Genomic DNA, 18,102 nt, shown 5'->3' on the forward strand with positions numbered 1-18,102 from the left:
GGTGGGCCAAACGGGAAAATCAAAAACGGCAGATTTACGCAGCCTGCTCCGAGGCCACGACTGGAGGCCAGATGCTGTGATAGGATCACGCTATTTCGAGCGTCCCACGGGGTTTCCATGACAACCAATATCTCCTCCCTTGCCAATCTCATCTGGTCGGTGGCTGACCTCCTGCGAGGTGATTTCAAGCAGTCCCAGTACGGCCGCATCATTCTGCCGTTCACCGTGCTACGTCGTCTTGAGTGCGTGCTGGCCCCGACCCGTGACAAGGTGCTGGCCACCGCCGAGAGCACCAAGGCGCTGCCCGAGCTGGCCCGCCATAAGCTGCTGCTCAATGCCGCCGGACAGAGCTTCTACAACACCGCCAAGCTCACCCTCGACAACCTTGGCGAGAAGCAGATTGGCGATAACCTGGATGCCTATGTGCGGGGCTTTTCCCGTGAGGCATTCGAGGTGTTCGAGCACTTCAACTTTGCCGCCAGCATCGATCTGCTGGAAGATGCCGACCTGCTCTACAAGGTGGTTCGCAACTTCGCCAACGTCGATCTCTCCCCCGAAACCGTCGACAACTACCACATGGGTCTGGTGTTTGAGGAGCTGATCCGCAAGTTTGCCGAAAGCTCCAATGAGACCGCCGGTGAGCACTTCACCCCCCGCGATATAGTGCGGCTGACCACATCTCTGGTGTTTGCGGCTGATGACGAGGCTCTGACCACTGCGGGCGTGGTGCGAACCATCTATGATCCCACCGCTGGCACCGGCGGCTTCCTCTCCTGCGGCATGGAGTATCTGCACGAGCTGAACCCGGCGGCACGTCTCGCAACCTTTGGCCAGGAGCTCAACCCCGAGTCCTTTGCCATCTGCAAGGCCGACATGCTGATCAAGGGGCAGGACATCAGCAACATCAAGCTCGGCAACACCCTCTCCGACGACCAGTTGTCGCTGGATAAGTTCGACTACTGCCTCTCCAACCCACCATTCGGGGTGGACTGGAAGAAGGTCGAGAAGCAAGTCCGGGACGAACACTTGCTAAAGGGCCACAGCGGCCGCTTCGGGGCGGGTCTGCCCCGTGTCTCCGATGGATCGCTGTTGTTCCTGCAACATCTGATCGCCAAGATGAAGCCGGAGGGCGCCCGCATCGGCATCATCCTCAACGGCTCTCCGCTCTTTACCGGTGGGGCGGGTAGCGGCGAGAGCGAGATCCGCCGCTATATCCTCGAGCACGACCTGCTCGATACCCTGGTGGCCCTGCCCACCGACATGTTCTACAACACCGGCATCGCCACCTATATCTGGGTGCTGTCGAACCACAAACCGGCCGAGCGTAAGGGCAAGGTACTGCTGATCAACGCCAGCGACATGCACAGCCCAATGCGTAAGTCGTTGGGCTCCAAGCGTAAGCAACTGAGCGACGAGGCCATTGAGCAAATCGTCCGCCTCGCCAGCCGTTATGAAGAAGGGTCCATCGCCAAGATCTTCCCCACCACCGCCTTCGGTTATCGCCGTATCATGGTGGAGCGGCCGCTGAAACTGGCGTTCTATCCGCAGGATGCCGAGCGCCTTGCCAGCCTCACTGCCGATAAGGGTTGGGCCAAGCTCGATGGCACCCTGCAGTCTGCCATTCTCACTGCCTTGGGCCAGTTCGCTGAGGCCAAGTTGCTCTCTCGCGACAAATTCAAAAAGCAACTGACCAAGCTGCTGGGGGAGGTCAAGCTGCCAGCCCCAGCCTTTAAGCTGTTGGTGAGCCATCTAGCTGAGCAGGACGACGCCGCCGAGGTGTGTAAAGCCAAAGGCGAGCCGGAAGCCAACCCGGATCTGCGGGATAACGAAAATGTGCCGCTGGGGGAAGATATTTACAACTATCTGCAGCGTGAAGTGTTGCCCCATGTGCCGGATGCCTGGATAGACACCAGTAAAACCGACCCGCTCGATGGCCAGGTGGGTATCGTTGGCTACGAGATCCCCTTTAACCGCCACTTCTACCAGTACCAGCCGCCTCGCGATCTGGCGGCTATAGATGCAGAGCTCGATGCAGTGGCCAAGGAGATTATGCAACTGCTAGCGGAGGTGCATTCATGAGTCAGGCAGTGGCAACCCAGCAGAAAGAGTTGGCTGGCAAATATCATCCCTATCCGAAATATAAGGATTCTGGGGTGGAGTGGTTGGGAGATATTCCGAACGAATGGCTCACTATTCCGGTGGGCCGGTTGTTTTCACGTATCAAGAGAACGGGGCATAGCGAGAAAGAGTTGCTCTCCGTATATCGAGATTATGGTGTGATTCCAAAATCTAGCCGGGATGACAATAATAATAAAGAATCGGATGATCTGGCTCCATATCAACTTGTTCGTCCTAACGACTTGGTTATGAATAAGATGAAGGCGTGGCAAGGTTCCATCGCAGTCTCAGAGTATGAGGGAATTGTTAGCCCTGCATACTTTGTCTACGAGCCAAGCAATAAATTATTTGAGTTGGCACACCCGAGATATGTTCATTACCTGCTGAGAAACCCAATTTATATCACTCAGTATATGAGTCGTTCAAAGGGGATTAGAGTAAATCAGTGGGATTTAGATCCTGATGAATTTAAGTTGATTGAACTACTGCTACCCAGCAAACAGGAGCAGAGTAAGATTTTTGAATTCCTCGACTACGAAACCGCCCGGATCGATCGGCTGATTGCCCAGCAGCAGCGGCTGATCGAACTGCTCAAAGAGAAGCGGCAGGCAGTGATCTCCCACGCCGTCACCAAGGGCCTCAACCCCAATGCCCCCATGAAAGACTCCGGCGTCGAGTGGTTAGGCCAAGTGCCGGAGCATTGGAAGGTTGGTTCGCTCAGATGGTATTTACGAGTATCCAGTGGAGAATATCTTAGTAATCAACATTTTGATTTAGAACCATCAGAATCAGCTATTTATCCGGTTATTGGTGGGAATGGTGTGATGGGTTATACGTCACATAAAAACCAAGCAACTCCGCTTGTAGTAGGAAGGGTCGGGGCATTATGTGGCAACGTTCATCTTGTTGATGGAGAATGCTGGGTTACCGATAATGCATTGCTTATTGGACTAAGTAGTAAGATTTCAGTAAATTTTGCAGCACATTACTTGAAAAGTTTGAACCTTAACAAACTAGCGAATCAAAATACTCAGCCGTTGATCACTGGAACAATGATTAAAGATCAGAATATTGCTCTTCCTTCATTGCATGAGCAATCTGAAATAGTTGAGTTTGTTACTCAGGAAGAACAAAAATTAAATCTGTTAGTTGCTAAAGCTGAACAAGCTATTGTACTAATGCAAGAACGCCGCACAGCCCTGATTGCCGCCGCAGTCACCGGCAAGATCGATCTTCGGGGCTGGACGACCCCCGCCGACGAGGTGGCTGTATGAGTTATGAACTGGCGAACCTATTTTTGAGTGGGATTTCAGCTCTGACCTCGGTTTACCAGGCTGCGATGGATATAACTGATCGCACAAAAATGCTGAAGAAGGCTGATCATCGATTGGCAACGCCATTACAGCGTGGTGGGAAGTCTGTGGCGGTTATTGATAGACGGCTACTCAAGGAGTACGACAAGAAGATCCGCAAGGCAGTAAGCCAACATATGCTCATGCTTCGAGCTGAGCCTGATATCTCGACATGTGCCAAAGTCGCCGAAGAAGCACAACAAAGCGTTTGCTTTTATCTGAATGAAATCATACGTCACAATGCAGGCCATTTATCAACCAAGCAGCTACAGAATTGGTGGGTATCGTATCGTTGCAGTGAGTTGTGTTGCGTAAGGGATTCTGATGCCATTTAACGATGATCGAATTCTGCAACAATTGTCCGAGCTCGCTGCCACCCATCCCGAGGTCGCTGTGTTGTGGCTCTATGGTTCCCAAGCCAAGGGGACCGCAGGCCCCCATAGCGACTGGGATCTGGCGGTGGCGTTTGATCCGGTTAAGTTAGCTGACCTTCTCGACAACCGGTTGCGGCCGGAGTTGCTGGCTCTCGACTGGCAGCGAGCCTTGGGGCTGGCCGAGGGGCAGTTGTCGGTGGTCGATATCAATCAGGCCCCCATTCCGCTCGCCTTTGCCATTGTCGATGCCAACCGGGTACTGTTTTGCCGCGACCTGGGTCGTCGTCTGCGAGAAGAAGCCCGGATCATGTCGCAGATGGAATTCCTTCTCTACAGCCAAGCCAATGAGCATAAGAAATACTGAGGTCTGGTATGCAGCTTGCCGATTACCAATTTCTACAGGCACTGGCGAGATTACCGTTTGTCGAGGCGATCTGGCTATTTGGCTCGCGAGCCCGGGGTGAGCAGCGTGAACGCTCCGATATCGATCTCGCCATCGAGTGCCCCGGTGCCTGCGAGGCGCAATGGCAGCAGGTGTTGGCGATCATCGATGAGGCCGATACCCTGCTCCCTATCGATTGTGTGCGACTCGATGAGGAGTCGCCCCAGAGCCTGCTGTATCAGGCCATCCTGCGTGACAGGGTGCCTCTCTACCGACGAATGACGCCTTAAGGAAGTGCAATGAGTCTGGATCTGAATCTGGTTGCCCTTGGCAACGCCCTGCAACGTCTCGCCGAATCCCTGAGCTATGACGCGAGCCAACCGCTGGTGGTCGATGCCAGCATCCAACGCTTCGAGTTCTGTATCGAACTGACCTGGAAGACCCTGAAAAAGGCGCTGGCGGCGGAAGGTATCGAAGCCAATACCCCCCGTGAGTGCATGAGCCAAGCCTATGCGGCCCATTGGCTGGCCGATGAAACGGCCTGGTTGTCGATGCTCAAAGATCGCAACCTGACCTCGCATACCTACAAGGAAGATCTTGCGGTCGAGATCTATCGCCGGCTGCCGGGACATCTGGCGGCGATGCAGGCGCTGTATCAGGTACTGCTGGCCCGAGGGGGTCAGTCATGAGTCAGGACCTCAGTTTGGAAAATAGGGCTCGGGAGAAGGCCTTTCAGGATCATATCATCGAGCAACTGGCTGCATCAGGTTGGCTGGTCGGTGAGTCGTCTCGCTACGACAAAGAGCGAGCCCTCTACCCCGAAGATTTGATCGCCTATGTGCAGGAGAGCCAGCCAGAGGGGTGGCAGAAATACTGCAAGACCTACGGTGAGGAGCCAGAGCGTCATCTGCTCAACGCCGTGGCTCGATCCCTTGAGAGCGATGAGCGGGGCACCTTGTGGTTACTCCGTCATCAGGTAGAGGACAGAGGGCATCGGCTAGCAGTGGCTACTTTCAAGCCTGACCATGACCTTAACCCAGAGCTCGTCGAGCGTTATGCCAAGAACCGGCTGCGGGTGGTGCCAGAGCTGGTCTATAGCCCCCATGGCTATGAGGGGCGGCTCGATCTCACTCTGTTTCTCAACGGTATTCCGGTGGCAACGCTGGAGCTCAAGTCTTGCTTCAAACAGAGCCTGGAGAACGCCAAGCAGCAGTACCGCTTCGACCGCCCACTGGTGACGGCGGGCAAGCGTGAGCCCTTGCTGGCTTTTCGTCGCGGAGCACTGGTGCACTTTGCCGTCAATCAGTTTGAGGTGGCGATGACCACCAAGCTGGCCGGAGCAGATACCTTCTTCCTGCCGTTCAACCGGGGCACCGCCAAGGGTGGGGCAGGGAACGATCAGCCTGAGACAGGCTATGCCAGCGAGTACCTATGGCAGGAGATTTTCGCGCCTGAGACCTTCCTCAATATTCTGGGCCGCTATCTGCATCTGCAGGTGAAATTGGATGAGGACGCACTGGGCCGTCTCAAGAAGAAAGAGACGATGATCTTCCCCCGCTATCACCAGTGGAAGGTGGTGGAGACGCTGTTGGCGACCCTCCGGCAGGAAGGCAGCGGCCAGAAGTACCTGATCCAGCACTCGGCGGGCTCTGGCAAGTCGAACTCTATCGCCTGGTTGACCCATCAGCTTGCGTCGCTGCGGCGTGACGGGGATAAGCTATTCAATTCCGTCATTGTCGTCACCGACCGGACCGTGCTCGATAGCCAGTTGCAGGAGACCATCGCTCAGTTCGATCACGCATCCGGGGTGATCTCCCGCATTAATCGGGAAGAGGGGGATGGCAGCAAATCTGCTCAGTTGGCCGAGGCACTGACCAGCGGCACTCCCATCATTATCGTCACCATTCAGACCTTCCCCCATGTGCTCAAGGCGATTCAGGAGAGCTCCAGCCTGAAGGCCAGCCGCTTTGCGGTGGTGGCCGACGAGGCTCACTCCAGCCAGACCGGCAAGACTGCCCGTCAGCTGCGTGAGGTGTTGATGGCCGAGCAGTTGAATGATGAAGAAGAGCTCTCGGCCGAGGATGTGATGAACCTGACCTTGGCTGCCCGTGGCGGCAGCCAGAACATCAGCTACTTCGCCTTCACTGCTACCCCGAAGGCCAAGACGCTGGAGCTGTTCGGTCGCCCGCCCAAGCCCCATCTGCCCATTTCTGATGAGAACAAACCCGAGCCATTCCATGTCTACACCATGCGCCAGGCGATCGAGGAGGGGTTCATCCTTGACGTGCTGCGGAACTACACCAGCTACCAACTGGCCTATAAGCTGGCGATGGAGAGCGAAGCGGCTGATGCAGAAGTGGACAGCAAGAAGGCCAAGCGCAAGCTATCCCAGTGGGTCCGGCTGCACCCGCACAACATTGGCCAGAAAGTGCAGGTGATAGTCGAGCACTTCCGCCAGCACGTTGCACCGCTGCTGGCCGGTCAAGCCAAGGCGATGGTGGTGACCAGCAGCCGGATGGAGGCGGTCCGCTACAAGCTGGCGTTCGACAAGTACGTTAAGGACCAGGGTTATCAAGCCATTCGGGCCATGGTGGCCTTCTCGGGCGACATCGAGGACGAGGGACAGACGTGGAACGAGCGGAACATGAACCCGGAGCTGAAGGGCCGGGACATGCGTAAGGCGTTCGATACGGCTGACTATCAGGTGATGCTGGTGGCCAACAAGTTCCAGACAGGGTTCGATCAGCCCAAGCTGTGTGCCATGTATGTGGACAAGAAGCTGACCGGGGTGGACTGCATCCAGACCCTCTCGCGGCTCAATCGCACCTATCCGGGCAAGGAGAGTACCTATGTGCTCGACTTCGTGAACGACCCGCAGGATGTGCTGGAAGAGTTCCAAAAGTATTACGAAACCGCCACGCTCGACTCGGTGTCGGACCCCAACCTGATCTATGACCTGTTCCACAAGCTCAAGGGCGAAGGGATCTTCACCTGGCCCGAGGTGGTAGCGTTTACCGATGCCTACTTCGACCCCAAACGGGGGGCCGATGCCTTCTTGCGGCACGCCGTTCCGGCCAGAGATCGCTTCGCCAAGCGTTACCGGCTGGCCATCGATGCTATTCGGGAGTGCCGGACCCAGCTCAAGTGGCTGATCGAACAGGGCGGCTCAGGGAGTGATCAGGCCAACGCCGAGCGGCGGTTGAAAGAGGCCGGGGAAGCCCGTTCGGTGTTGGAGCTGTTCAAGAAGAACCTCAACGGCTATGTGCGGTTCTACGAGTTTGTCTCCCAGATCACCCCCTTCGACGATTACGACATGGAACGGCTGTGTGTCTTTGCTCGTCACCTGTTGCCTCTGCTGCGGGAAGAGGTACTGGATGAAGAGCAAGTAGACCTTTCCTCGGTGATGCTGAGCCACTACCACCTTAAGGCCAAGCGGACACAGGATCTGCAACTCAAAGAGAATGCGGCCGGTTATGGGCTGGAGGGGATCGCCTCCCTCGGCAGCGCCAAGCCGAAAGAGGAGAAGAAGGATTTCCTCTCCGAACTGCTGGCTCGGATGAACGATCTGTTTGGCCTGGACGTGACTGATGGGGACAAGCTCGACTGGGTGCAGGGGATGGTCAGCAAGCTAAGCGAGAACGGCCCCCTGATGGAGCAGGTCCGCAATAACCCACGGGAATCGATTCTGCATGGCGATTTCCCGAATGCAGTGGATGAAGCCGTTATCGGACGAATGGAAACCCAGCAGGGCATGTCGCTGACGTACCTCTCTCACCCCGATAAAGCCAGGGCGTTGCAGAATATGCTGCTGGACTTGCTGCTCGAGGGCTTGGCTGGCCATCAGTCATTACGGGCACAGAGCCAGTAGGCGTTTGCTGGAGGTGCATGTCAGGGTTGACGTGCTCCTTCAGCGGGCAACGAGACCGAGCAAAGGAAGTGGGAACACCATCCTAGGCTAGGTAGGTCGAGGAGGTCTGCCGATCTGCTGAAATTTTGGCAGATTTAAGAACTTTTTCTACGAGATTTCATACAGAAAAAGTTCTATAAAATGCTGAAATTTCAGCAGATTGAACATCCAAAATGACCCCTTTGCCTTTGATGGCGGGCAAAAGGGCCAGATTCAAAATCAGCAGATATTAGCCTTGCGGGTTCCGCAGTGGACGCCAGACGTATCCTGATAGCTCTTTGGCATTTGCCGGGGGCAGAGTATGCAGATCATCTGCTTCGAAACCGAAATGGTTCATCATCTCTGACAGGGAGTAGCAGAGTTGATCGCCTTCCGCTTGACTGAAGGTGCCGTCATAGCGCTGGATGAAGTTCGGGGTGAAGCTCTCACCTGTTGTGCAGACCGGCAGCGTCTGTATCTTGAGATCTTCTGGCCCACCTTCTGTAATCTTGACGGCGTACCCGAGCAATGGGTAACGCTCTAGGGTCGTTTCTCCGTTGTCATTTGGTTCGACAATGATGTAACCGTACTCACTGGGCTGAGCGGGGATAAAATGAGTAGTTGCCACTGGTGTTCTCCTTCACACAAAACGAGACGATATTGCTAACAATTGGTCTCAAGTGGGTTTTAATCCCTCTTTTTTGACCACGAGTGGAAACATATCGCGTCATAAAAGGGAAAACCGTGAAATCCGTCTAAAAATTTCTAAGAGGGCTCATAGGTGAATGTGGGCCCCTGCACCCCTTATACCAGTTCCGTTCGGATTCAATAACAACCAAGCCCCCTGGCATAAGTAACTCGTGTACCCAAACGACGCGAGGTTACTGTTATGTCACAACACTATGATGATCAACCCGGACAGGGCGATCACATCATCAATCAGGCATTGGCCATTCTGGAGAGCCGACAGCGGCATCTTGGCAATGCCTTCACTCAACCCAAAGCGGCAGCAGACTTCCTTCGGCTCAAGATGGGGGAGTACGAGCGGGAAGTGTTCGCCGTCATGCTGCTCGACAATCAACACCGACTGCTCGATTACCAGGAGCTGTTCTTCGGCACCATCAATGCAGGCACCGTTCACCCCCGTGAGGTGGTCAAGGCGGCCCTTAACAGAAACGCCGCTGCGGTCATTCTGGCCCACAACCACCCCTCCGGTATGGTCGACCCCTCGGATGCCGACAAGGCTGTTACCGCTCGTCTCAAGGATCTGCTTGAGATGGTAGACGTGCGAGTGCTCGACCACTTTGTGGTGGGACAGCACGACATCTTCTCGTTTGCCGAGCGGGGGTTGCTATGACCCCATCCAAACCGCTACAGGCTTTGTTCACCAAGATCATCGGCAGCTACCCCGACGCCACCGCCCTGACCCTCAACTTCCGCAGTCACGATTATTCCGCCGACACCGGTGGTTACCGTCCGGTCGAAATCCGTCTGGAGAAACGGGCTGGCAGCTGGGGGATGGCCTACGTTACTGAGTTCACTTACCTCGGTGGCGAGCTGGTCAAGGATCTCGATTTTGACTTCAACGCCGGGCTGGCATCACAGCTCTGGAGTGGAGAGCGGCCACTGGCCACCACCATGGACCTCTACCGGCTCTGGGAGAGGAACTTTCTCGACTATCACCGGATGGAGGTCTACCGCCTGAAGATAACCCCTGAGTAATCGCCATGAATGACTTCATGAAAACCTTGCTGCTGGACGCCTTGAAGGCAGCCCTGACGGCATTTGCGTCGGTCATCGTCAACGCGATGATGGCCCGCTACATGCCGCCACACTTCTACAACATGAACGAAGAGGACTACCCATGAACAAAATGATCCTGACCTCGGTGACTCTGGTTGCCATTGCAGGGGGAACCCTGATGATCCGCCTAATCGCCCGTGACAAGGCTCACGCTGAGGAGCTGGCCAAGGTATTACGGATGCCTGGCGGGTCGACGCGTCATTGAGATCCCCTGGTCGGCACCCTGCATGACCAATAGATAGAGCAGCCAGAGCATCTGGTTGACTACCCCTGCGGGCCCTCCATCACGGAGCGGCCCGTTTTCATTTGTATCACTGGCTCAGGTCAATAGACCAAGCCCGTGTGACGCGAGCGAAAGTGCCACTTTTTGCCGGTCATATGGGTTCCTTTCGACCTTCTGACCGGTCACGTCAGTGTACCTTGCCCTATTGACCAGGAGGAGACCATGGCACTGGTGGGATATGCACGTGTCAGCACTGTGGGGCAGAGCCTGGATGCCCAGCTTCAGGCACTGGCAGAGTGCAGCAAGATATTTCAGGAGAAGGTGAGCGGGGCCAAGGATGATCGCCCGCAGCTCTCGTTGATGCTGGATTTTGTTCGTGAGGGAGACGTGGTGATGGTGACCAAGCTGGATCGCTTGGCTCGCAACACTCGCCACCTGTTGGAGATCTCGGAGTACCTGCACGCTAAGCGGGTTGCTCTGAGGATTTTGAATCTGGGTATCGATACCTCGACACCTACCGGAAAACTGATGTTAACCATGATCGGTGCCATCGCCACGTTTGAGCGGGAGCTGATGCTGGAGCGTCAGGCAGAAGGGATTGCTATGGCAAAACAGCGTGGGGTCTACAAAGGTCGCAAGCCGACCGCCATGGCTAAAGGGGAGGAGGTGCTGTCACTCGCTGAACGGGGACTAGCCAAGGCCGAAATCGCACGTCGAACGGGGATCAGTCTCTCCAGTGTGCAGCGGATCTTGCGTGGACTGTCTGGCGAATGAATAGTTTTGACAACAAGGAAAACGACATGGAACAAGAGAAGACGAAACAAGAGTCCGGCCGGTTCTTCGAGCAGCGGGAGACGTTTTCGACACAGATGGCGAGCAAATGGGCCCGTTATCGTCTGTGGCTGAAGCAGTCGCTGCGTAGAGACCCTGAGCTAGATTCGAGTGAGGTCAACAATAATCCCTACCAGCGGGGGGGCATATGCAGTTACAACGCCTACCTCTCAGGGATGTTAAAGGCTCACTTGTGGGGGATATGGTTAACTGCAGTGGTAGTCATCGTGTTCTACTTTGGGTTGGGAATGGCAGGCTTTCGGTCAAATCGCTTCCCTGGCTTGCCGATCATGCTGTTGGTCGCGGCCTTTTGGTCATTCCACTGGGCCCTGATCAGCTTTATCTGCCTCGAAAAGCGGCTGAGGGCGATAGGGATGGCTCAGAGTAAGCTACGAGTCATTGCCCTGGCGTCGGTTGGTATGACAACAGCAGGCATCATGTTCGGATGGTTTATCCGCTTTAAACGTGATGGCATGGCTGGGAACCCCTTGATTGATTTCGCGATGTCACAGTACGAAGCTGTGGGCCAGATAGGTGCCGGTATGGTCTACCTCGGTTTTGCCATGCTCTTCGTACTGCCTTGCTACCGTAATAGCGATGCGTTATCAGAGGGGGTAAAAGAGGAGCTGGGGAAGGTGCAGGGCTATCCGACCCCGATCCTGTTGGTGTTCCATTTGCTTCTGCTGTTTCCGGCAGTGGCGATTCTGGCCTAGTAGACTTGAAGGAGCTCACATCAGAGCTCCTTTTCTTTAGCAGGTATGCAAGGCATCAAGCCGGTAGCGGTGCTTGGCTCGGCAACCACGACACCATGATTGTATCCTGGTTACACCAGCCATCCGTCTGAATCCGAATTCTCCTGCCCGATAGAACACATGAACGCCAGCCTGTTCTGAACAGCTCGGGCAGCTTTTGAGTTTCTGCCCGTTTTGATGGAACACAACTGAATGGTTGAGGGGCTGGCCACAAGAACACTGGTCGGTCATCGATGAACTCACTTCCGGCGGTTGTCGGTTTCTTTGGCTACCCCTTTGAAGGGCTCCCCACCTTGTTTCTGCTCGATAAACTTGCCGCTATCCGTATCGCGTTTCGTCCAGTTCCCATTAACCGGGTTCTGAACTTGGGTACGGTCGTTGACGGAACCTTGTCGATAGCCTTTGCCTGTGTTCGTAGCCATATGTCACCTCGGGTTTAAGTGAGACCCAAAGTTACCATTAGATTTCATTTTGCTCAATATTGGGTTGATTGTTGAGCTGTTGAGGGAGGGGATGGGGCCTGTAATGAGGTGCTTGCAGTGTACGGGAGAGGGCGGGTAGGATTGGCCTGTTTGTTACCAATTTAAGCATGTCCACTTGATGTGGATGACCGTACTTCCGGCGGATTCTCGCTTGTTGAGGTTTCAGAACACTGTGATGGCAATCAGTTCCATCCCTAAGTGCCTGATTTATTTGGGCTCGCATTGATAACCCGTCGACCTGGTCAGGACCGGAAGGTAGCAGCCAAGGCGGGGGACTCGAGTGCCGGGATGTGGCTGGTAGGGCCACCACCTGTTTCTGCCATTCAACAAGTTACAGCTAATACCCCCTTCAGACCTCTTGGTAATCCACTTCATGTGGATGAATCAGGAGTCTTCAAAGTGCATTTTCAGCTCTCTTCACATGCTATTTGCTCTACCGCAAGGTGAGCCTGTGCCCTATGGGCGTTTATCAGGCTTCAGACCGCGCCTGGCTCAAACTTCCTCTTGATCTTCAGCACTGTCCCCTTGAGATCATGCTTTCCCTCAGTCACCTCCCGTGGCCTCTATGGCCCAGCCATCTTCTGACTTTCAGCACTGCAAGCTCTTGCAGTACGCCATCTGACGCCTCCTTTTGTTGGCGCTGGCAGAGCAGGTGAGGCCATGCGCTTGACGCGACACCATGCCGGGGCCACGCGGCAACGCGACCCCCTCTGGTGGCGGGAGCTCGGAGAGGCTATCTTGCCGTTGCTGGAGACGCCGGGCACCGGTTTCATGCGGTGCAGCTCTTCCGCTCTGTTTTACGGAAGTTGCGGCCCCGTGCAGGGGTTGCTCCCGACTCACCAGATACCAGGCTGGCAGGCGTGTCAGATTGCAGAACCCGTCAGCCTCTTTTCGCGCCCTTGAGGGGCGTCGTTTTCTGTGGTTGCTCAAAGGAGCCCTGATGATTGGCATGATCGCATCTCTACTCAAACCGGGCCTGCCCGAACACCCGGACTCCTCGCAATATCAGGGGGGCCGGTTCAACAATGCCGTGACACCCCAGGCGCGAAGCCTCTGGGAAGGGGCCAGGCTCTGGTGGGACTTCCTGTTCGCCAAGCCTGAGGGCACGGTGCCGGATCGCGCCATTCCGGTACAGGTCATGACCCGGGAGGGGGTCATCGCGGCGCCGGACAACAGCGTGTGGCGCCTCGGCCACTCCACTCTGCTGCTGAAGTTGCAGGGCACGTTCTGGCTGACGGATCCCGTGTTCAGCGAGCGGGCCTCGCCGGTGCAGTGGTTCGGCCCCAAGCGCTGGCATCAGCCGCCCATCACCCTGGAAGCGTTGCCTCCCATCGAGGGGGTGATCCTCTCCCATGATCACTACGACCATCTCGATCACGGGGCCATACTGGCGCTGCAGGAGAAGGTCGGCCACTTCATCACGCCCCTCGGGGTGGGGGCGCGCCTCATGGCCTGGGGAATTGCGAAGGAGAAGATCCGCGAACTGGACTGGTGGCAGCAGACCCGAGTGGGCGGTGTCACCCTGGTAGCGACTCCGGCCCAGCATTTCTCCGGTCGTGGCCTCGGGGACGGCAACCAGACCCTCTGGGCCTCCTGGGTCATTCGCGGCGAGGGGGTCAACCTCTTCTTCAGCGGTGACAGCGGCTACTTCGACGGTTTCAAGGCCATTGGCAGGCGCTACGGTCCGTTCGACGTGACCTTCCTCGAGACCGGGGCCTACGACAAGCGCTGGGAGCTGGTGCACATGCTCCCGGCTCAGACGGCGCAGGCGTTTCACGATCTTGGGGGGAAATGGCTCTATCCGGTGCACAACGGCACCTTCGATTTGGCCATGCACCGCTGGAACGATCCGCTTGAGCAGATTGCCCGACTGGCTGCCGAGCAACAGATCCCCCTGACCACGCCTGTCATGGGGGAGCCTCTGGAGGTGCTGAACCCCCATGAGGGCAGCCCCTGGTGGAGCGATTGACCTGAGTGCCCTCCAAGGACGGTGTCACCCCTCAAAGGGGCGTGCGGGAGGTTGGGGCCGGGCCCTGTGAGCGCCCCCGCTGCCTCCCCATCCTCTGCGCCGGACCCGTGACGGCCAGGCGGGGAGGGCGCACGGGAGCGCCTTGCCCGCGTTATTTTCTGCCACCAGAGTCTTGCTGATACCTCACTCGGGCTGGGCGGCGGCAGACGCCTGGCGCTTGAAGGGACCTGGCTTGTTGGCTTTGCGGTGTTCCGAAACCAGGATCAGCAGGCGCTGCAGGGCGATGAAGCTGAACAGCAGCAGGCCGATGATGATCTTGGTCCACCAGGAGCTGAGGGTGCCGTCGAAGTTGATGTAGGTCTGGATCAACCCCTGGATCAGCACCCCGAATAGAGAACCGAAGACGGTGCCCACCCCGCCGCTCAGCAGGGTGCCGCCAATGACCACGGCGGCGATGGCATCGAGCTCCACCCCGACGGCGGCGAGCGGATAGCCCGCCGAGGTATAGAGCGCAAACACGATGCCTGCCAGGGTCGCCAGGGTGGTGGAGAGCAGGTAGATGCGAATGGTGGTGTGGCGCACCGAGATCCCCATCAGGGCCGCCGAGGTGGCGTTGCCGCCGATGGCGTAGACGTTGTTGCCAAAGCGGGTGCGGTTGGCGAGCAGGATGCCGAAGACCACCACCGCCAGCATGATGAGGGCCAGCAGGCTCAGGCGACCACCGCCCGGTATCTTCCACGACAGGCTCGACAGATAGGTGAAGGTGGGGTGATCGATGGGCAGGGACTGCTCCGAGATGAGAAAACTGGCCCCCCGCAGGAAGAACATGCCCGCCAGGGTGATGATGAAGGCGGGGATCTTCAGGGTGTCGATGAGCCAGCCCATGAGGGCGCCAAAGCCCGCTCCGAGCACCAGCACCAGGGGGATGGCCAGCACGGGGCTGACCCCCAGATCCCCGATAAGCTTGGCCAGTAGCACGCCGGTGAAGGCGATGACGGCGCCCACCGAGAGATCGATGCCCCCCGAGAGGATGACGAAGGTCATGCCCACCGCCACTATGCCGAGAAAGGCGTTGTCCGTCAGTATGTTGCAGATGATGCGGGTGGACATGAAGGCGGGGAAGGAGGCCAGGCAGAGCAGATAGCCCAGCACGAAGACCATGATGGTCACCATCAGGGGGAGGTTGCGTTTAAACATGGCGAGTCCCTCGCTGGAACAGGTGGTTGAGGGCCGGCGACTGCATGACCAGCACCGCCAGCACCACCATGGCCTTGACGATCTGGTTCCACTGGGGCTGGTAGCCGGAGAGCAGGATCCCGGTGTTCACCCCCTGGATGATCAGTATGCCGACCAGGGAGAGGGCGAGGTTGAAGCGCCCCCCCATCAGGGAGGTGCCTCCTATCACCACCGCCAGGATGGCGTCCATTTCGAGCCAGAGCCCGGCGTTGTTGGCATCGGCCCCCCGGATGTCGGCGGTGACTATCATGCCGGCGACGGCGGCCATCATGCCGCTCAACAGGTAGGTGGCGATCACCACCATGGGGGTGTTGAGCCCGGCGTTCTTGGCGGCCTTGATGTTGATCCCCACCGCTTCGATGAAGAGGCCGAGGGCGGTGCGCTTGGTCAGCAGCCAGAGCAGCAGCGCCATGCCCAGGGTGATGATGACCGGGGTGGGCAGATAGAAGAGGGAGCCGCTGCCGATCCAGGCGAGGGCGTCGTTGTTGAAGGTGATGATCTGCCCCTCGGTGATGAGCTGGGCGATGCCCCGGCCTGCCACCATGAGGATCAGGGTGGCGACGATGGGCTGGATCTTGAACACCGCCACCAGCAGGCCGTTCCACAGGCCGCACAGGAGGCCCACCCCGATGACGGAGGCGAGAATGACCGGCAGGCTGTGACCGCCGGTGGCCAGGCTGGCCATGGTGGCCCCGCTGATGGCCATCACGGCCCCCACCGACAGATCGATGCCGCCGGTGGCGATGACCAGCGTCATGCCGAGGGCGAGCAGGGCCACCGGGGCGCAGCGGTTGAGGATGTCGATGAGGCTGCCAAACAGTCGGCCATCCTGGATGTGGATGGCGAAGAAGTTGTCGGCGACCAGGGCATTGATGAGCAGCACGCCCACCAGGGCGACACATTGGGCCGAGCCCGTGGGCCAGGGCCGGCGGGGGCGGCTGGTCCCCTTGGAGAGGGGAAGAGTGGATGACGTCATATCAGGCCTCGCATGCAATGGCGTTCATGATGGCAGGGACGCTGAGGGCGTCCGTTGCAAGCTCTGCCACCTGTTTTCGATCGCGCAGGACGATCACCCGATCGGCGTAGCCCACCAGTTCCTCGAGCTCCGAGGAGATGACCAGCAGAGCCAGCCCGTTGGCGCAGAGGGATTCGATGAGGCGGATGATCTCGGCGTGGGCCCCCACGTCGATGCCCCGGGTGGGTTCGTCCAGGATCAGGAACTGCGGCTTGGTCAGCAGCCAGCGGGCCAGCAGCACCTTCTGCTGGTTGCCCCCGGAGAGAAACTGGATGGGCTGCTCCGGCCCCGGCGTCTTGATAGCCAGCTGAGTGATGAGGCGGGCGGTGATCTCGTCCTGTTCCTTGCGAGACAGGGGATGCAACCAGCCCCGCTGGGCTTGCAGGGCCAGCACCACAGGGCTGACGCATCAGTGTTTATACTTTGAACAACCCCATACATTCGAACAAATATTGTTCATTCAGACAGCAGAGCCTGCGCTTGTTGGCCATGCTTAGATTACGTGATTTGTTTTGCTTCAGCATGTTCAGTATCCACTGCCTGATGACCGCTAAGTTTTCCCCAGCGAAGCCCGCTCTGGCCTGAAGTTGATCCTCTCCGAACGCAATATCTAAAGTCCAGTGCAGCAGATTTTCTACCGACCAGTGCGCTCGGGTTGCCTTCAGCGCTGAGGTGGCATCCAACGCTCGGCTACTTATATAAAATCTCACGAAATCATAGCCTTTGCCATTTTCAATTCGCTCAGCCTGCACGGCTATGATCGTCTTCGCTTTCCACTGCTGGCAAACTGGCATGCTTTCATCAACCACCAGAACCCAACAACGTCGATGCTCTTTTCGCCCATGTTCTGAGTCAAATTGTTCAGTAAAGCCGTGCCCCGAAACATCGCTTTCATTCTTATCCCAATACGCTTGGAACTGTTCTTTTACTTCAGTATTGAGGCTAGGTTGGTTGTCTTTCACCGCAAGCAGGTAATCCCCCGACTTCTTGAGGATGGTGTCAGCAATTTTGACCTGTGTACCCATTGCATCAATACTGACCAAACACCCTTTTAATTCAAGAAGTTGGAGTAGCTCAGGTATTGCCGTGATCTCGTTAGATTTGTCAGCGACTTTTTGCTGGCCAACACACATTCCCAGCTCAGTTGACCAGACATTGACCATATGAACAACGTTGGCTCCTCGCCCTTTAGCGGTAGCACGAAGAGCTTTACCATCAACCGCTAGTTGGCCAACCAGTTTTTCATCGCCCATGATGTCGCCGATCCACGCTTGAAAAATGGATTTCAGACTGGCGGGAGGCAGAGTGGCAAAGATGCGGTTGAATGTATCGTGTGATGGAATGCCGCCAGGCAAGCGCAGCCAGCGCCGGAACCATGGCTCTCGCTCTTGAGCAAACAAGGTAATCTCGCTCCAAGTATCAAAACCGCACATCATGGCGCAAATGGCCATGAAAACAACCTCTGACAAGATATGTGAGCACTTGGCCTGATTGCGTGGGTCTGGGATTGATTCAAGGTAGTCGAGCAAAGACTTCTGGGCCATAATAATAAACAGTTGGTTAAGATCTCGACTATTTACAGCTTGGCAACGCAAGGTACAATTAAAATCGTACTTGGAGCCGTTCAACTGATCGAGACTTGATCAACTTGTGCAGAGAATGATCATGCGTCGGCCCTG

20 protein-coding genes and 1 other RNA gene are annotated in these 18,102 nt (G+C 56.8%); 15 read left to right on the forward strand and 6 right to left on the reverse strand.

Going from position 1 to position 18,102, the window contains the following annotated elements; translation table 11 throughout:
* Window positions 1–117 precede the first annotated feature (117 nt).
* The 7 genes from AB5Y64_RS05995 to AB5Y64_RS06025 are packed head-to-tail and all read left to right on the forward strand — an operon-like array spanning window position 118 to window position 8,094.
* Entirely contained in the window at window positions 118–2,079 is a 1,962-nt protein-coding gene (locus tag AB5Y64_RS05995) for an N-6 DNA methylase (RefSeq protein WP_368203469.1), read from the forward strand.
* A complete protein-coding gene (locus AB5Y64_RS06000; protein ID WP_368203470.1) occupies window positions 2,076–3,392 on the forward strand; it encodes a restriction endonuclease subunit S in 1,317 nt (438 codons plus the stop codon). The genes AB5Y64_RS05995 and AB5Y64_RS06000 overlap by 4 nt, the downstream gene beginning before the upstream one ends.
* On the forward strand, window positions 3,389–3,805 hold the full coding sequence (locus AB5Y64_RS06005; RefSeq protein WP_111901652.1) for a hypothetical protein: 417 nt from the start codon (window positions 3,389–3,391) through the stop codon (window positions 3,803–3,805). Before AB5Y64_RS06000 ends, AB5Y64_RS06005 begins: the two co-directional genes overlap by 4 nt.
* Window positions 3,795–4,208 carry a nucleotidyltransferase domain-containing protein gene (locus AB5Y64_RS06010; protein WP_111901651.1) on the forward strand — a complete coding sequence of 138 codons (414 nt, stop codon included), beginning with the start codon at window positions 3,795–3,797 and terminating at the stop codon, window positions 4,206–4,208. The genes AB5Y64_RS06005 and AB5Y64_RS06010 overlap by 11 nt, the downstream gene beginning before the upstream one ends.
* Before the next feature lie 8 nt (window positions 4,209–4,216).
* Window positions 4,217–4,516, forward strand: coding sequence for a nucleotidyltransferase family protein (locus tag AB5Y64_RS06015; RefSeq protein WP_111901650.1), 300 nt, complete (start codon window positions 4,217–4,219; stop codon window positions 4,514–4,516).
* 9 nt (window positions 4,517–4,525) lie between these two features.
* Window positions 4,526–4,915, forward strand: a complete 390-nt coding sequence (locus AB5Y64_RS06020; RefSeq protein ID WP_335863807.1) for an HI0074 family nucleotidyltransferase substrate-binding subunit — start codon at window positions 4,526–4,528, stop codon at window positions 4,913–4,915.
* A complete protein-coding gene (locus AB5Y64_RS06025; protein ID WP_368203473.1) occupies window positions 4,912–8,094 on the forward strand; it encodes a type I restriction endonuclease subunit R in 3,183 nt (1,060 codons plus the stop codon). Before AB5Y64_RS06020 ends, AB5Y64_RS06025 begins: the two co-directional genes overlap by 4 nt.
* A gap of 268 nt (window positions 8,095–8,362) precedes the next feature.
* Here AB5Y64_RS06025 and AB5Y64_RS06030 read toward each other — a convergent pair whose 3' ends face one another.
* Window positions 8,363–8,740: a hypothetical protein gene (locus AB5Y64_RS06030; protein WP_024943929.1), complete on the reverse strand. Its 378-nt coding sequence runs from the start codon at window positions 8,738–8,740 to the stop codon at window positions 8,363–8,365.
* Window positions 8,741–9,001: 261 nt separating this feature from the next.
* On the opposite strand from AB5Y64_RS06030, the gene radC reads away from it, so the two are divergent.
* The 6 genes from radC (at window position 9,002) to AB5Y64_RS06060 (ending at window position 11,682) form a co-directional block, all read left to right on the forward strand.
* Window positions 9,002–9,469, forward strand: coding sequence for a DNA repair protein RadC (gene radC, locus AB5Y64_RS06035; RefSeq protein WP_201922020.1), 468 nt, complete (start codon window positions 9,002–9,004; stop codon window positions 9,467–9,469).
* Window positions 9,466–9,834, forward strand: a complete 369-nt coding sequence (locus AB5Y64_RS06040; protein ID WP_043852068.1) for a DUF2787 family protein — start codon at window positions 9,466–9,468, stop codon at window positions 9,832–9,834. The genes radC and AB5Y64_RS06040 overlap by 4 nt, the downstream gene beginning before the upstream one ends.
* Window positions 9,835–9,839: 5 nt before the next feature.
* On the forward strand, window positions 9,840–9,980 hold the full coding sequence (locus AB5Y64_RS06045; protein ID WP_021230273.1) for a hypothetical protein: 141 nt from the start codon (window positions 9,840–9,842) through the stop codon (window positions 9,978–9,980).
* The gene (locus AB5Y64_RS06050; protein ID WP_167332170.1) at window positions 9,977–10,120 is read left to right on the forward strand and encodes a hypothetical protein; all 144 of its coding nucleotides are present in this window, start codon (window positions 9,977–9,979) and stop codon (window positions 10,118–10,120) included. The genes AB5Y64_RS06045 and AB5Y64_RS06050 overlap by 4 nt, the downstream gene beginning before the upstream one ends.
* Window positions 10,121–10,360: 240 nt before the next feature.
* The gene (locus AB5Y64_RS06055) at window positions 10,361–10,912 is read left to right on the forward strand and encodes a recombinase family protein (RefSeq protein ID WP_016350879.1); all 552 of its coding nucleotides are present in this window, start codon (window positions 10,361–10,363) and stop codon (window positions 10,910–10,912) included.
* Window positions 10,913–10,938: 26 nt separating this feature from the next.
* Window positions 10,939–11,682: a hypothetical protein gene (locus AB5Y64_RS06060; protein WP_157160912.1), complete on the forward strand. Its 744-nt coding sequence runs from the start codon at window positions 10,939–10,941 to the stop codon at window positions 11,680–11,682.
* Window positions 11,683–11,960: 278 nt separating this feature from the next.
* Here the strand turns inward: AB5Y64_RS06060 and AB5Y64_RS06065 are convergent, their stop codons facing one another.
* On the reverse strand, window positions 11,961–12,143 hold the full coding sequence (locus AB5Y64_RS06065) for a hypothetical protein (protein WP_021230269.1): 183 nt from the start codon (window positions 12,141–12,143) through the stop codon (window positions 11,961–11,963).
* Between the two features lie 269 nt (window positions 12,144–12,412).
* Here AB5Y64_RS06065 and ffs point away from each other — a divergent pair.
* Window positions 12,413–12,506: signal recognition particle sRNA small type (ffs, locus tag AB5Y64_RS06070), an RNA gene on the forward strand.
* A 646-nt stretch (window positions 12,507–13,152) separates the two neighbouring features.
* Complete coding sequence (locus AB5Y64_RS06075; protein WP_319903422.1) at window positions 13,153–14,172, forward strand: MBL fold metallo-hydrolase; 1,020 nt, start codon at window positions 13,153–13,155, stop codon at window positions 14,170–14,172.
* A 183-nt stretch (window positions 14,173–14,355) separates the two neighbouring features.
* Here AB5Y64_RS06075 and yjfF read toward each other — a convergent pair whose 3' ends face one another.
* Genes yjfF through AB5Y64_RS06095 form a run of 4 tightly spaced genes read right to left on the reverse strand, consistent with a single transcriptional unit; the run spans window position 14,356 to window position 17,967 of the window.
* The gene (gene yjfF / locus AB5Y64_RS06080; RefSeq protein ID WP_368203476.1) at window positions 14,356–15,369 is read right to left on the reverse strand and encodes a galactofuranose ABC transporter, permease protein YjfF; all 1,014 of its coding nucleotides are present in this window, start codon (window positions 15,367–15,369) and stop codon (window positions 14,356–14,358) included.
* On the reverse strand, window positions 15,362–16,384 hold the full coding sequence (ytfT, locus tag AB5Y64_RS06085; RefSeq protein ID WP_368203477.1) for a galactofuranose ABC transporter, ATP-binding protein YtfT: 1,023 nt from the start codon (window positions 16,382–16,384) through the stop codon (window positions 15,362–15,364). The genes yjfF and ytfT overlap by 8 nt, the downstream gene beginning before the upstream one ends.
* Window position 16,385: 1 nt before the next feature.
* Window positions 16,386–16,817, reverse strand: a complete 432-nt coding sequence (locus AB5Y64_RS06090) for an ATP-binding cassette domain-containing protein (RefSeq protein WP_368203479.1) — start codon at window positions 16,815–16,817, stop codon at window positions 16,386–16,388.
* Window positions 16,818–16,839: 22 nt separating this feature from the next.
* A complete protein-coding gene (locus tag AB5Y64_RS06095; RefSeq protein WP_053288160.1) occupies window positions 16,840–17,967 on the reverse strand; it encodes an ISAs1-like element ISKpn9 family transposase in 1,128 nt (375 codons plus the stop codon).
* Window positions 17,968–18,102 lie beyond the last annotated feature (135 nt).

Origin of the sequence: Aeromonas sp. R5-1 (assembly GCF_040908265.1) — a bacterium.
GTDB lineage: Bacteria > Pseudomonadota > Gammaproteobacteria > Enterobacterales > Aeromonadaceae > Aeromonas > Aeromonas caviae.